This is a genomic window from Pseudarthrobacter sp. NIBRBAC000502771 (assembly GCF_006517215.1).
Lineage (GTDB): Bacteria > Actinomycetota > Actinomycetes > Actinomycetales > Micrococcaceae > Arthrobacter > Arthrobacter niigatensis.
Genome location: NZ_CP041187.1, coordinates 1,720,499 through 1,733,522, shown reverse-complemented (window position 1 = coordinate 1,733,522; position 13,024 = coordinate 1,720,499). Strand labels below are relative to the sequence as shown.

Genomic DNA, 13,024 nt, shown 5'->3' with positions numbered 1-13,024 from the left:
TGCGGCACGACCGCACCTGCTCCCGTCCCAACTACCCCTGCAGGCCGGCGTAGCATTCGTCAGGGATACCCAAACGACGGGAAGGGCTCATGGCAACGCAGCAGAGGCACGCACGGTTCAAGTTCGAATCGCTGGAGCTCCCCGTCATCCAGGCACCGATGGCCGGCGGACCTTCCACCCCGCAACTGGCCGCGGCGGTGAGCGCAGGCGGCGGACTGGGCTTCGTAGCGGCGGGCTACAAAACCGCCGCGGCCATGCGGGCCGAGATCGCGGCTGTGAGGGAACAGACGGACAAGCCCTTCGGCGTGAACCTGTTCGTGCCCCAGGCATCGGTCGTCAGCCCTTCCGCCCTGCAGCAATACGCCGGCGCGCTGGCCCCGGATGCCGAACGCTTCGGGGTGGCCTTGGGCGAGCCGAGGCATGACGACGACGGCTGGGAACCAAAGCTCGAAGCACTGCTGGACCTTGCGCCCGCGGTCGCGTCGTTCACCTTCGACTTCCCCGAAGCCAGCGTGGTGGAAGCCCTCCACCAGCGAGGGATTTATGTGATCGCCACCGTCACTGCACGCGGCGAAGCGCTGCAGGCGCTCGCCGCCGGCGCCGACGCCCTCTGTGTCCAGGGCCCCGAAGCCGGCGGCCACCGGGGCACGTTCAAAGCGGATGCGCCTCCTCCCCTGGTGCCCCTCCACGGGATCCTTGGCGAACTCGCCGACCTGGAGGTGCCCCTGGTGGCAGCGGGCGGTATTGCCACGGCGGATCACACCCGTGCCACGCTGGCCCTCGGTGCGGTGGCAGTCCAGGCAGGAACTGCGTTCCTCTGCGCGGACGAAGCAGGCACCAAGGCCGCGCACCGGGCCGCGTTGGCAGCACCGGACCGTTTCACCACCACGGCCGTCACCCGGGCTTTCTCGGGCCGCAATGCCAGGGGCCTGGACAACGAGTTCATGCGCCGCCATGACGGCGAGGCGCCCTACGGCTACCCGGAAATCCACCATCTCACTACGCCCTTGCGGGCCGCCGCGGCGGCAGCCGGAGAGCCTGACTGGCTGAACCTATGGGCGGGCATCAACTACCGGAACACGGTGGAAGGCCCCGCAGTATCCATACTGCGGAGCCTTCAGCCTTAGGGGATCGCCCGTGCCTTAGAGGGTGGCGGTGTCGATTACGAAGCGGTACCTGACATCCGATGCCAGCACGCGTTCGTAGGCGTCGTTGATCTTCTCAGCCGGGATGACCTCGATCTCAGCGCCCAGGCCGTGCTCGGCGCAGAAGTTGAGCATTTCCTGGGTCTCGCGGATGCCGCCGATCATGGATCCGGCAAAGGAACGGCGTCCGCCGATCAGCGCGAAGGCATTGACGGGAAGCGGTTCCGCGGGGGCGCCGACGTTGACCAGGGCGCCATCGAGCTTCAGCAGGCCCAGGTAGGCGCTGATGTCGATCGAGGCGCTGACCGTGTTGATGATCAGGTCGAACGAGCCGGCGAGATCGGCGAAGGTGTTCTCGTCGCTGGTGGCGTAGTAGTGGTCGGCGCCGAGCTTCAGGCCGTCCTCCTGCTTCTTCAGCGACTGGGACAGCACGGTTACTTCGGCGCCCATGGCGTGGGCCTGCTTGACGGCCATGTGGCCCAGGCCGCCAAGGCCGACCACTGCGACGTTCTTGCCGGGCCCTGCGCCCCAGTGCCGCAGCGGTGAGTAGGTGGTGATGCCCGCGCACAGCAGCGGTGCGGCGACGTCCAGGTCGATGCCCTCGGGGATGGTGACAACGAAGTCTTCGGTCACCACAACGTGGGTGGAGTAACCGCCCTGGGTGATGGTGCCGTCCCGGTCAACAGCGCCGTAGGTGCCGATGTTGCCCTTGAGGCAGTACTGCTCCTCGCCCTTCTGGCAGTTGACGCACTCCTGGCAGGAGTTGACCATGCAGCCAACGCCAACACGGTCGCCCACTGCGTGCTTGGTGACGGCGGAACCTACCTCGGTGACAATGCCGGCGATCTCGTGGCCGGGAACCAGCGGGTACTGCTGCGGGCCCCAGTCACCGCGGACAGTGTGGATGTCCGAGTGGCAGATGCCGGCGAACTTGATGTCGATCAGGACGTCGTGGGGACCCACTTCGCGGCGCTCGATGGTGGTTGCCACCAGGTCCTCCGTGGCGGACGGGGATGCATAAGCCTTGACGGTAGTCATGGTTCTCCTGTGATCTGTTGGGGGATATTCACGATGCTACCGGGGTTGTTCGGAGCAAACCCCGGAAAAGGACGGGCCAGCGTGGCCCTGCTGAAACTGGTCTTGGGAGTCCTACCCTTGGCGATGTTCCTGGACGGAACCTGGTCACGGGCGGAGGAGCACCTTGATGGCGCGGCGTTCGTCCATGGCCTTGTACGCCTCCGCAGCCTGTTCCAGCGGCAGTTCGAGGTCGAACACTTTGCCGGGGTTAATGTCGCCGCGGAGGATCAGGTCGATCAGGTCCGGCAGATATTGCCGCACCGGGGCGGGGCCGCCGTGCAGGTGGACGTGCGAGGAGAACAGGTCGCGGCCGGGCAGCGAGACGTCATGGGAGACGCCCACGAAACCCACATGCCCGCCGGCCCGTGTGGCGTGGATGGCCTGCAGCATCGACTCCTGTGTTCCCACGGCTTCGAGGACGGAATGCGCGCCGAGGCCGCCGGTAAGTTCCTTGATCTTCTTCACGCCCGCGTCACCGCGCTCCACCACAATATCGGTGGCACCAAACTCGCGCGCCAGTGCCTGCCGGTCCGTGTGGCGCGACATGGCGATGATCCGCTCGGCGCCCATTTGCCTGGCTGCCAGGACCCCCAAAAGTCCGACGGCGCCGTCGCCCACCACTGCCACTGTCTTCCCGGGGCCCACCTGGGCCGCCTTCGCGGCAAACCATCCCGTGCCCAGGACATCGGAGGCGGCCAGCAGCGACGGAACCTTGTCGGCGTCGGGTATGCCGGTCGTGGCCACCAACGTGCCATCCGCCAGCGGGACGCGGAGGTACTCCGCCTGGGAACCGCTGACGCCCTGGCGGTGGACGCACCCGCTCTGGTAGCCGGAACGGCAGATCTCGCAGGTGTTGTCCGATGCGATGAAGGACCCCACGACGAACTGGCCGGGCGTAACGTTCTTCACGTCGGCTCCGACTTCCTCGACGATCCCCACGTACTCGTGGCCCATGGGAACGGGCCTGGAGATTTTGTCGGCGCCGCGGTAGGGCCAGAGGTCGGACCCGCACACACAGGCGGCCGCGAGTTTGATAACTGCGTCCGTCGGCTTCTGGATGGTGGGCTTGTCACGATCCTCGACGCGGACGTCTCCGGGCGCGTGCATGATGGTTGCGCGCATGCTGGTCCTTCCAAGAATGAAACGGCTGAACGGGACATCTCCATCAAACCCGGCCCCGGCATTCAAAGCGAGGGTCCTGCTGTAACTGGTTCTGGCAGAACCTCCTTACGGTCCCGCCATTCGTCGTAACGTGTTCCCTATGGATAACCGAGCCGAGGTCCGGCAGTTCCTCTCCTCACGCCGTGGACGGATCACCCCGGAGCAGGCAGGCATCGAACCCTACGGCGGCCGCCGGCGCGTGCCGGGGCTGCGCCGCGAGGAAGTGGCCCGGCTGGCAGGCGTCAGCGTGGACTACTACACGCGGCTGGAACGGGGAAACCTCCACGGTGTTTCGGACAGCGTCCTGGACGCCATCGCCGGTGCCCTTGAACTGGACCGCGCCGAGCATGACCACCTCTACGACCTCGCCCGGGCGGCCAACACGTCGGGCCGCAAGCGTGCCGCAGGCGCCGGAGGTTCCGCGCCGTCGAAGGTCCGGCCCGAACTGCAGTACCTGCTGGACGCCATCACGGAAGCGCCGGCCTTCATTGGCAACAACCGCCTGGACATCGTTGCCGCCAACACGCTGGGTTATGCGCTGTATTCGGACATGTACCGCAACCCGTCACGGCCGGCCAACCACTCGCGGTTCATTTTCCTCGACCCCCGCGCCCACAACTTCTACACGGACTGGGACCGGGCTGCCCACACCAACGTAGCCATCCTCCGCCGGGAGGCCGGCCGCAACCCCCATGACAAGGGCATCGCCGAACTCATCGGTGAACTCTCCATGCGCAGCGACGTGTTCCGCACGCTCTGGGCGGCCCACAACGTCCGCCGCCACTACGCGGGCACCAAGTTCTTCCAGCATCCCGTGGTGGGGCTCCTTGAGCTGAACTACCAGGTGCTTGGGCTCGAAGAAGATCCGGGGCACACCCTTACGGTCTATCCGGCTACGCCCGGCAGCACGTCGGCGGAAGCCCTCAAGCTCCTCGCCTCCTGGGCGGTCACCGAGAACATCGTGGAAACGGCGCAGGCAAAGGTCGGCAGCTAAGAAGGCTGCCCTGTCCTGGGAGCCGGCCGGGCTCGCAGCCGATGAGCCAGTGGAGTCCGTACATGAAGCGGCGTTGCAGTCCCCTTAACCCAGGTTTCGGTTCGTGGCGCCGCGTTGCCTGCTTTGTCTCCAGGATGGCGCCATAAGTAGCGCCGTTGCGCAGGGTTTAGCGCGCGTTTCATACCGGTGGCCAACGCACCGCGAGCCGTGTTTAGGTGTTTCCACGGCACCGGCCACGCCGCAGGCACCACCCCACAGTCCCGCCAGTACGCATCATCCCGCAGCACCCTGATCCCGCCGTTTGGGCGGACCAACCACCCCTTCACGCCCGCCCGGGCACACACCCCGGGTGCCGTCGTCGTACCCGGATCCTCCTCGAAAGGAACACCATGACCTTCCCAGCACCCCCACCCCAAACGAGCCATCGTGCTGCCTTTAGCCGGCGCCGTGCGCTGGGCGCACTCCTGGCTGTTCCCGCCGTCGGCCTGCTGTCCGCCTGCGGCGGTACCGCCACCGCGGGCGCCGAACGCATCAGCCAGGGCGCCCTTGAACCGCTGGCGGCCTCGGTGCCTGCCGGCACCTCCATTAAGGTGGGCGATCCCAGCATCAAAGTGGCGCTGGAACTGTCCGGACTGGTCAAGGACCTGGACGGCTTCACTGTGGAGTTCGCCAACATCTCCGGCGGCCCCCAGACCACCGAGGCCTTCCGCGCCAACGCCCTGGACGTCGGGTCCGTGGCCGACATTCCTCCCATCCACGCCACCTGGACCGGGCTGGACGTCCGCATCATCGCCGCCGGCTACCGGCAGGACGCGGTGAACCACCCCATCTACGAGCTCGGTGTGGCACCGGGAGCCGGCATCGGCAAGCTCGAAGAGCTGCGCGGGAAGAAAGTGGCCTACTCCCCGGGCCAGGCGCAGGGCGCCCTGGTGCTGCGGATCCTGGACGAGGCCGGCCTCAAGCAGGACGACGTCAAGCTCGTGGAGCTCCCCAGTACCGGGGACGCCTACGCCACCGCGCTGGCCAGCAAGCAGGTGGACGCGGCTCCCCTGGGCGGCGTCCAGATCAAGCGCTACCTGGCCAAGTACAAGGCCGACGGCGCCACCACCATCCGCCACGGGCTGCGCGATGATCCCAGCCTCCTCTACTCCCCCGCCAAAGTCCTGGCTGATCCCGCCAAGGCCGCCGCCCTTGCCGCCTACGCAAAGGTCTGGGGCAAGGCGCAGCGCTGGATCGAGGACCACCCGGCCGAGTGGCTGGAGGGCTACTACGTCAAGGACCAGGGCCTGTCCCGCGAGGACGGCCAGTACCTGATCGACGCCACCGGCAAACGCGACCTGCCCACCACGTGGACCGACGCGATCGCACGGCACCAGGAAACGATCGACCTGCTGTCCCGCGAGCAGAAGAAACCGCAGTTGAAGGCCGCGGACCTCTACGACACCCGCTTCGAGGCCATCGCCGGCACGGCGTTCGCCTCCGCCGCCAAGGTTGGCGCGGCATGAGCGCCGTACTGGACCGTCCCGTCGTCGCACCCCACCAGGACCCGGCGCAGGCTGGCCGTCCGGACGTGCGGCCCGCGGGCAGGAGGCTGGGGCCCGGACGACGACGGCGGCTCGCCTGGGTGGGTCCGTCCGCTTTGCTGCTGCTGTGGACAGCCGCGTCCGCCACCGGGGCGCTGGATCCGCGCATCCTCTCCGAACCCTGGACCGTCGTGGCCACCGCCGGTGAGCTCATCGCCGACGGCCGGCTCCAGGAGAACCTGGCGATCTCCGCCCAGCGCGCCGGCCTGGGAATGTTCTTCGGCATCCTGGTGGGAGCGGTGCTGGCCCTGCTGTCCGGGCTGAGCCGGATCGGTGAAGCACTGATTGACGGTCCGGTGCAGATCAAGCGCGCTATCCCCGGCCTGGCCCTGATCCCGCTGCTCATCCTGTGGTTCGGCATCGACGAGACCATGAAGGTCCTCACCATCACCCTGGGCGTCTTTGTCCCCGTCTACCTGCAGACCCATGCCGGGCTGCGCGGCATCGACCTGCGGTTCGTCGAACTTGCCCGGACGGTGGGCCTGGGCCGGGCCGGCTTCATCCGCAAGGTGGTCCTCCCCGGCGCCCTGCCCGGCTTCTTCCTGGGCCTGCGCTTCGCGGTGACCGGCGCCTGGGTGTCCCTGGTGGTGGTGGAACAGATCAACGCCACCAGCGGGATCGGCTACATGATGGAGCTCGCCCGCACCTACGGCCAGACCAACATCATCATCCTGGGCCTGGCCGTCTACGGCATCCTTGGCCTCCTCTCCGACGGAATTGTCCGTTTCATCGAACGAAAGGCCCTCTCATGGCAGCGCACCCTGGCGGGCTGACCGCCGTCGCCCCCTCCCCCGCCGGCACCAAGTCCGGCGCCGCTGTTTCAGTCCGCGGGCTCATCCGCAGCTTCGGTACCAAGAGTGTCCTGGACGGTGTGGACCTGGACATCGCGCCCGGCGAATTCGTGGCCCTGCTGGGACCCAGCGGCTGCGGGAAGAGCACCCTGCTGCGTGCCCTGGCCGGCCTGGACCACGAGGTCCGCGGCAGCGGCGTGATCAGCGTCCCGGACCGCGTGTCCGTGGTCTTCCAGGATTCCCGGCTGCTGCCGTGGGACACCGTGCTGGGCAACGTCACGCTGGGCGTCCGGGAGCACGACGCCGATGCCCGGGCCCGCAAGGCGCTTGCCGAAGTGGGACTCGCCGGACGTGAAAAAGCTTGGCCGCACCAGCTTTCCGGCGGTGAGCAGCAACGCGTGGCGCTGGCGCGGTCCCTGGTCCGGGAACCGCAGCTGCTGCTGGCCGACGAGCCGTTCGGCGCGCTGGACGCCCTGACCCGGATCAGGATGCACGGGCTCCTCCAGGACCTGGTGGCGGCCCACCGGCCAGCCGTCCTGCTGGTCACCCACGACGTGGACGAGGCCATCGCACTGGCCGACCGGATCGTGGTCCTGGACCGCGGCCGCATCGCCACCGTCCGCCCGGTGGCACCCGCAATCCGATCTTCCGCCGATGCCGCGGGGCACGAAGCCCTGCGCCGCGACCTCCTCACGGCGCTGGGCGTCGAACCCGTGCACACACCTGAACCGGCCGCCGTCGGCCGCTAACCTCCAAAGGAGCAAACCCTTGACTACCCAGAACCCATCCCTGCGCCAACTCCACCTCAACGCCTTCCTCATGAGCACCGGCCACCACGAGGCCTCATGGCGGCTGCCGGAAAGCGATCCCCATGCGGGAACCAAGGTGGAGCATTACCAGCAGCTCGCCCGCACTGCAGAGCGCGGCAAGCTGGACTCCATTTTCTTCGCCGACTCCCCTGTCCTGTTCGGCGAGGTGGGGCGCCGTCCTGCCGGGAAGCTGGAGCCCACCGTGCTGCTCACGGCCATCGCCGGCGCCACCGAGCGGATCGGGCTGATCGCCACCGCTTCCACCACCTACAATGAACCGTTCAACCTGGCCCGCCGCTTCGCGTCCGTCGACTGGGCCAGCGGCGGACGGGCCGGCTGGAATGTGGTGACCACGGCAGGCCCGGACGCGGCGCGCAACTTCGGCGTGGACGACCAGCCCGCCCACGCCGTCCGGTACGAACGCGCCGCCGAGTTCATCGAGGTGGCGCAGAAGCTCTGGGACAGCTGGCAGGAAGACGCCGTCCTCGCGGACAAGGCGGAGGGCGTGTGGGGCGATGCGGACAGGATCCGCACCGTCGACCACGAAGGCAAGCATTTCAAGGTCCGCGGGCCGCTCAATGTTCCGCGGTCACCCCAGGGACACCCCCTGATCGTCCAGGCAGGTTCGTCCGAGGACGGCAAGGGCCTGGCCGCGAAGTACGCCGACGCCGTCTTCACCGCGCACCAGACCCTGGCCGACGCGCAGGAGTTCTACCGCGACTTGAAGTCCCGCACCACTGCCGCCGGCCGCGATCCGGAATCCATCAAGATCCTCCCGGGCATTGTCCCGGTCATCGGTGCCACCGAGGAGGAAGCCCTGGAACTGGAACGCGAACTCGACCGGCTGATCAAGCCCGAGTACGCCCGGATCCAACTGGCCAGGACCCTGCGAGTGGACCCGGAGGACCTGCCGCTGGACCGGCAGCTGCCGGACAACCTGCCCAGCGAGGATGAGATCGAGGGGGCAAAGAGCCGCTACACCCTGATCGTCCAGCTGGCGCGCCGGGAGCAGCTCACCGTGCGGCAGCTGATCGGCCGCCTGGGCGGCGGCCGCGGGCACCGCACCTTCACCGGCACGCCGGTACAGGTGGCCGACGCCATCCAGGAATGGTTCGACGGCGGGGCCGCGGACGGCTTCAACATCATGCCGCCGGTGCTTCCCTCCGGGTTGGAGGCGTTCGTGGACCAGGTGGTGCCGATCCTCCAGGAACGCGGGCTTTTCCGGACGGAGTACGCCGGAAAGACGCTGCGGGAGCACTACGGGTTGGCCCGGCCCGGCAACAGGTATGCGGATGCTGCCGTACCCGGGCTGGCTGGGATTGGTTAAACCAAAGGCCGTGATACCCGTACTCCACGCGGGTAGTCCCTAAACTGGCAGATGGATTTGAATGCCAGGACTATACGAAGGAGCGAGTGAATGGCCAATGTAGTGGTTGTAGGGGTGGACGCCAGCCCGTCCGCGCGGAAGGCAGCGGAAGTCGCGCTGGACCTGGCCGGGTCGCTGGGGGCCTCACTGCACATAGTGACCGCCTTCGAGATGGAGACCGCCGAAACCTTTGGGGTGGGCTCGGACAAGGTGAGGATTTCCAACGCCGACAGCTCCGAGATCGTGGCGAAGTCCCTGGGCGCATCCCGGCCGGGAGTGGAAATCACCCACTTCGCAGCCCGTGGCAAGCCGGCGGATTCGCTGATCAAGGAAGCCATCCGCCTGGACGCCCGGGTGATCGTGGTGGGCAACCGCAGGATGCGCGGGATTGGCCGGCTGCTGGGCAGCGTCGCCAACAGCGTGGCGCACAACGCCCCGTGCGATGTCTACATCGCGAACACGTACGAGGACTGACCTGCCTCACGCACAAGGAGGGCGGACGACGGCGGACCTTCCCGCCGTCGTCCGCCCTCCTTTTTGTGTGGTCAGGCGCTGTATTCCTCGTCAGTGACGTGATCGAGCCAGGTGACGACCTGCCCCTCAGCATCCGCTTCCTGCATGGCGACGTGCGCCATGAAGCGCTCCGGGGTTGCCCCGTGCCAGTGTTCTTCCCCGGGTTCGATGTAGACCACGTCACCGGGACGGATTTCCTGGATCTCCCCGCCCCGGCGCGCTACCAGCCCCACGCCGTCGGTGACATAGAGGGTCTGGCCCTTGGGGTGGTGGTGCCACGCGGTCCGGGCACCGGGGGCGAACCGGACGTGCGCGCAACCGATGGCTGACTGTTCGTCAGGATTCCGGATCCCGTCGATCTGCACGGTCCCGGTGAACCATTCCTTCGGGCCGGCCGCCGTCTGGCCGCCGCTCTTGGTGTACTTCATGTTCTCCTCCTGTTGGGTGGGCTGGATTGAAATCTTCAGACGGTCAGGCGGTCCGGCCCGTGACCCTGGCAGTCAGGTACGCGAGGACCGACGAAACCGCAAGGATGGCTGCGGCCGCCAGGAAAGCCCCGCCATAGCCGGCGGAGTCGAAAAGCACGCCGCCCAACGTTGAGCCGACCGCGATCGAGGTCTGGACCACGGCCACCATCAGGCCTCCGCCGGCCTCGGCGTCGTGCGGCATGGCCTCGGCGATCCAGCTCCACCAGCCCACCGGGGCGGACGTGGACATCAGTCCCCAGAAAGCCAGGAGGACCACGACGGCGGCAAACCAGCCGCCGGACGGAACGAGGGCCGCCGCTATGACGGCCATGAGGGCCGGAATGGCTGCCAAGGTCCGGTACAGGCCCTTGCCCAGGAAGCGGCCAATGAGCATGGTGCCGGCAAAGCCCGCCACACCGATTACCAGCAGCACCAGGGATATCGTGGCCACGTCCACGCGGGTCACCGTCTCCAGGAAGGGACGGATGTAGGTGAACAGGACGAACTGCCCCATGAAGAAGGACCCGCAGGCGGCCATCCCCCAGGCGACGGTGCGGCTCTTGAATGCGGCGAAAATCCCAAAAACCGTGCCCGTGGCCCGCGTCCCGGCCTTCATTGACGGAAGGCTGATCCATTGCCAGGCCAGGGCGAGCACCGCCACCGGAACCAGGCAGAAGAACGCTCCACGCCAGCCGATGACCGAACCCAGGTAGCTGCCCAGGGGCGCAGCCAGGACGGTGGCCAGGGCGTTGCCCCCGTTGAAGATCGCCAGGGCACGCGGCACTTGGTGGGCGGGCACCAGCCGCATGGCGGTTGCCGCAGACATGGACCAGAATCCGCCGATCACCACGCCAATGAGGGCGCGGCCAACCATGAAGAGCAGGTATCCCGGGGCCATCGCCACCAGGGCTCCGGAGACCGCCATCAAGGTGGTCAGGCCCAAAAGGAGCGGCTTGCGGTTCAGGTTGCCGGCCAGCGTGGATACGGACAGGCTGGTGAGGACGGCAAAGAGCCCGGAGATGGCAATGCCCTGGCCCACCATTCCCTCGGAGACCTGGAGTTCGGCGGCCATGGGGGTCAGCAGGCTGACCGGCATGAACTCGGACGCGATCAGCGCGAAGACGCACAGGGACATGGCGAAGACGCCGCCCCAGTGCGCGGGCTGCTGCGCGCGGGGTTTTTGGGGCGCGCTGGTACTGGTGAGAAGTTTTTCGGGGGCCATGGGTCCATCAAACCGTGCCGTCCAAGCCCTAGCGAGGGCCCTGCTGAACCGGGTTTTGCCAGTACCCCTTTAGCGCAGCCCAGCGGGGCGCCGGACCTCCCGGCGTGGGGCGTTCTCCGGTTCCGGCGGCCGCGGCTTGTAGACCCAGGCCACCAGCACCACGGAAATGATCATCAGCAGGAACCAGGCCACGAGTTTTTCCAGGCCCACCGGGTGCCAGCCGTCCACCTGGCTGGGGTAGAGCCACGCGCCGGACCACGTGGCGATGTTCTCGGCCAGCCAGATGAACAGCGCCACCAGCAGGAAGGACACCACCAGTGGCATGCGGAACTCCCGCCGGAAGACGCGGAAGTGCATCACGCACCGGCCGAAGATGAGCACGACGGCGGCGAGCAGCACCCAGCGAAGGTCCCACAAGTAGTGGTGGGTGAAGAAGTTGGCGTAGATGGCGGCGGCGAGGACCGCGGTGAGCCAGCGGCGCGGGTAGGCAGCGAAGCGAAGGTCGAACAGCCGGTAGACGCGCACCATGTACGAGCCCACGGCGGCATACATGAATCCGCTGAAGAGCGGCACGGCCCCGATGCGCAGGACGCCTTCGGCCCCGTAGGACCACGAACCCATATCGGTTTTGAACAGCTCCATCACCGTGCCCACCAGGTGGAACAGGACGATCACCCGCAGTTCCCGCAGCGTTTCCAGCTTGAACGCCACCATCAGGATTTGGATCACGACGGCGGCGACGGTCAGGAAGTCGTTGCGTGCCAGCCCTGTACCGTCCGGGTACCAGAGCCTGGCCGCCATCAGCACGGCCAGGAGTGCGGCGCCGAAAATGCAGGCCCAGCCCTGTTTGAGTCCGAAAACAATGAATTCAGTGAGTTTGGCCCTGGCGCCATTGGCGGGGGCCGTGGCCAGGAAGCGGTGGGCGCGTTCATCGATCCGCCGCTCCAACGGTGTGGGACTACGCACGGATGCCTTGGTGTTGTGCCGCCTGCGGGCTACGGCGGAGGTCCTTTTCCAGTTCGGCCAGGCAGTAGTCCTTGAACCAGTGCCTGATTCGCAACGGCAGCATGGGGTAGGCCACCGCAAGGATGCGCCAGGTCCGGTCGTAGCGGCGCTGGTGGAGATCGCTCCAGGCGAGCCCAAAGTCCTTGCGCAGCTGCTCCGGAAGGAGCCCCGCGGTAAGGAACCGCGCGGACGGCATGATGGCCCGGTACCAAAGGGCAGTGTGCTTGGGAAACAGCAGTCCGCGGCCCACGCGCACGCCCTCTTCCTCGGCGTGGAGGGTGGATACCTGATCTTCCCAGTAGCGGCCGAAGGCTGCCCGGTCCTTCGGCCACATGTGCGGCGGAAGCTGCAGCGCGGTGCCGATCCGTGCGTAGTCCTGGTACATCGCGTCGGCGGCAGCGTCGTCGAGCGGGCCGTGAATCTTCTCGATGATGGTCAGCGCTGTGTCGTAAAGCGTGGCTGCCACCCAGAGCTGAAGTACCGGGTCGAAGGCGTTGTAGCCTGCGGACGACCCATCCTCCGGACGGCGTACCGGAACGTGGGCACGGTTGACCCGGCGCCGGACTTCCTTGACCTGCTCCTCGGTTCCGTACACCACGGCGTACACGTAGGTGAGCGTGCCCTTAAGCCGGTTGACGGGGCGTTCGGTGAACGTGCTGTGCGCCGCCACCCCACGGCCGATCGCAGGGTTGGCCAGCTGCAGCAGGATGGCCCGTCCTGCCCCGGCGAGCAGGATGCCTTCTGCCCGGTAATCGGCGGTTCCCTGCACCATGGGAAAAGGCTACCGGAGTGCTGCCGCAGCGGGACGGGGACTTTTGGCCCGTCGTCGTGGGTGCCGCATGCCGGGGGAGGAGGCCGGAGGACCCGACCTCCTCCCCCGGCCGGTGCGGA

General features: G+C 67.4%; 13 protein-coding genes. 7 read left to right on the top strand and 6 right to left on the bottom strand.

Annotation, left to right across the window (positions count from 1 at the left end):
- The first annotated feature begins 89 nt into the window (after nucleotides 1-89).
- Nucleotides 90-1,127: a nitronate monooxygenase gene (locus tag NIBR502771_RS08065; protein ID WP_141159294.1), complete on the top strand. Its 1,038-nt coding sequence runs from the start codon at nucleotides 90-92 to the stop codon at nucleotides 1,125-1,127.
- 15 nt (nucleotides 1,128-1,142) lie between these two features.
- Here the strand turns inward: NIBR502771_RS08065 and NIBR502771_RS08060 are convergent, their stop codons facing one another.
- Nucleotides 1,143-2,183 carry an NAD(P)-dependent alcohol dehydrogenase gene (locus NIBR502771_RS08060; protein ID WP_141159293.1) on the bottom strand — a complete coding sequence of 347 codons (1,041 nt, stop codon included), beginning with the start codon at nucleotides 2,181-2,183 and terminating at the stop codon, nucleotides 1,143-1,145.
- 144 nt (nucleotides 2,184-2,327) lie between these two features.
- Nucleotides 2,328-3,344: a zinc-dependent alcohol dehydrogenase family protein gene (locus NIBR502771_RS08055; RefSeq protein ID WP_141159292.1), complete on the bottom strand. Its 1,017-nt coding sequence runs from the start codon at nucleotides 3,342-3,344 to the stop codon at nucleotides 2,328-2,330.
- A gap of 139 nt (nucleotides 3,345-3,483) precedes the next feature.
- Between NIBR502771_RS08055 and NIBR502771_RS08050 the strand changes: the two genes are divergently transcribed.
- From NIBR502771_RS08050 to NIBR502771_RS08025, 6 genes are all read left to right on the top strand, one after another.
- Complete coding sequence (locus tag NIBR502771_RS08050; RefSeq protein WP_141159291.1) at nucleotides 3,484-4,377, top strand: helix-turn-helix transcriptional regulator; 894 nt, start codon at nucleotides 3,484-3,486, stop codon at nucleotides 4,375-4,377.
- A gap of 389 nt (nucleotides 4,378-4,766) precedes the next feature.
- A complete protein-coding gene (locus NIBR502771_RS08045; RefSeq protein ID WP_141159290.1) occupies nucleotides 4,767-5,882 on the top strand; it encodes an ABC transporter substrate-binding protein in 1,116 nt (371 codons plus the stop codon).
- Nucleotides 5,879-6,733, top strand: a complete 855-nt coding sequence (locus NIBR502771_RS08040) for an ABC transporter permease (RefSeq protein ID WP_141159289.1) — start codon at nucleotides 5,879-5,881, stop codon at nucleotides 6,731-6,733. The genes NIBR502771_RS08045 and NIBR502771_RS08040 overlap by 4 nt, the downstream gene beginning before the upstream one ends.
- A complete protein-coding gene (locus NIBR502771_RS08035) occupies nucleotides 6,709-7,500 on the top strand; it encodes an ABC transporter ATP-binding protein (RefSeq protein WP_141159288.1) in 792 nt (263 codons plus the stop codon). Before NIBR502771_RS08040 ends, NIBR502771_RS08035 begins: the two co-directional genes overlap by 25 nt.
- Nucleotides 7,501-7,570: 70 nt before the next feature.
- A complete protein-coding gene (locus NIBR502771_RS08030; RefSeq protein ID WP_141161462.1) occupies nucleotides 7,571-8,887 on the top strand; it encodes an LLM class flavin-dependent oxidoreductase in 1,317 nt (438 codons plus the stop codon).
- A 90-nt stretch (nucleotides 8,888-8,977) separates the two neighbouring features.
- On the top strand, nucleotides 8,978-9,400 hold the full coding sequence (locus tag NIBR502771_RS08025; protein ID WP_141159287.1) for a universal stress protein: 423 nt from the start codon (nucleotides 8,978-8,980) through the stop codon (nucleotides 9,398-9,400).
- Nucleotides 9,401-9,471: 71 nt separating this feature from the next.
- On the opposite strand, the gene NIBR502771_RS08020 is transcribed toward NIBR502771_RS08025, so the two are convergent.
- The 4 genes from NIBR502771_RS08020 to NIBR502771_RS08005 all read right to left on the bottom strand — a co-directional run bounded on the left by NIBR502771_RS08020 (nucleotide 9,472) and on the right by NIBR502771_RS08005 (nucleotide 12,905).
- Nucleotides 9,472-9,867, bottom strand: a complete 396-nt coding sequence (locus NIBR502771_RS08020) for a cupin domain-containing protein (protein ID WP_141159286.1) — start codon at nucleotides 9,865-9,867, stop codon at nucleotides 9,472-9,474.
- 43 nt (nucleotides 9,868-9,910) lie between these two features.
- The gene (locus tag NIBR502771_RS08015; protein WP_141159285.1) at nucleotides 9,911-11,128 is read right to left on the bottom strand and encodes an MFS transporter; all 1,218 of its coding nucleotides are present in this window, start codon (nucleotides 11,126-11,128) and stop codon (nucleotides 9,911-9,913) included.
- A gap of 69 nt (nucleotides 11,129-11,197) precedes the next feature.
- Complete coding sequence (locus NIBR502771_RS08010) at nucleotides 11,198-12,094, bottom strand: DUF817 domain-containing protein (protein ID WP_141159284.1); 897 nt, start codon at nucleotides 12,092-12,094, stop codon at nucleotides 11,198-11,200.
- Nucleotides 12,087-12,905: an oxygenase MpaB family protein gene (locus tag NIBR502771_RS08005; protein ID WP_141159283.1), complete on the bottom strand. Its 819-nt coding sequence runs from the start codon at nucleotides 12,903-12,905 to the stop codon at nucleotides 12,087-12,089. The genes NIBR502771_RS08010 and NIBR502771_RS08005 overlap by 8 nt, the downstream gene beginning before the upstream one ends.
- Nucleotides 12,906-13,024: the final 119 nt, after the last annotated feature.

What these genes read in the sequence shown, in the direction of transcription:
- NIBR502771_RS08065 (WP_141159294.1), top strand. Translation starts at nt 90, where the DNA reads ATGGCAACGCAGCAGAGGCACGCACGGTTCAAGTTCGAATCGCTGGAG.
- NIBR502771_RS08060 (WP_141159293.1), bottom strand. Translation starts at nt 2,183, where the DNA reads ATGACTACCGTCAAGGCTTATGCATCCCCGTCCGCCACGGAGGACCTG.
- NIBR502771_RS08055 (WP_141159292.1), bottom strand. Translation starts at nt 3,344, where the DNA reads ATGCGCGCAACCATCATGCACGCGCCCGGAGACGTCCGCGTCGAGGAT.
- NIBR502771_RS08050 (WP_141159291.1), top strand. Translation starts at nt 3,484, where the DNA reads ATGGATAACCGAGCCGAGGTCCGGCAGTTCCTCTCCTCACGCCGTGGA.
- NIBR502771_RS08045 (WP_141159290.1), top strand. Translation starts at nt 4,767, where the DNA reads ATGACCTTCCCAGCACCCCCACCCCAAACGAGCCATCGTGCTGCCTTT.
- NIBR502771_RS08040 (WP_141159289.1), top strand. Translation starts at nt 5,879, where the DNA reads ATGAGCGCCGTACTGGACCGTCCCGTCGTCGCACCCCACCAGGACCCG.
- NIBR502771_RS08035 (WP_141159288.1), top strand. Translation starts at nt 6,709, where the DNA reads ATGGCAGCGCACCCTGGCGGGCTGACCGCCGTCGCCCCCTCCCCCGCC.
- NIBR502771_RS08030 (WP_141161462.1), top strand. Translation starts at nt 7,571, where the DNA reads ATGAGCACCGGCCACCACGAGGCCTCATGGCGGCTGCCGGAAAGCGAT.
- NIBR502771_RS08025 (WP_141159287.1), top strand. Translation starts at nt 8,978, where the DNA reads ATGGCCAATGTAGTGGTTGTAGGGGTGGACGCCAGCCCGTCCGCGCGG.
- NIBR502771_RS08020 (WP_141159286.1), bottom strand. Translation starts at nt 9,867, where the DNA reads ATGAAGTACACCAAGAGCGGCGGCCAGACGGCGGCCGGCCCGAAGGAA.
- NIBR502771_RS08015 (WP_141159285.1), bottom strand. Translation starts at nt 11,128, where the DNA reads ATGGCCCCCGAAAAACTTCTCACCAGTACCAGCGCGCCCCAAAAACCC.
- NIBR502771_RS08005 (WP_141159283.1), bottom strand. Translation starts at nt 12,905, where the DNA reads ATGGTGCAGGGAACCGCCGATTACCGGGCAGAAGGCATCCTGCTCGCC.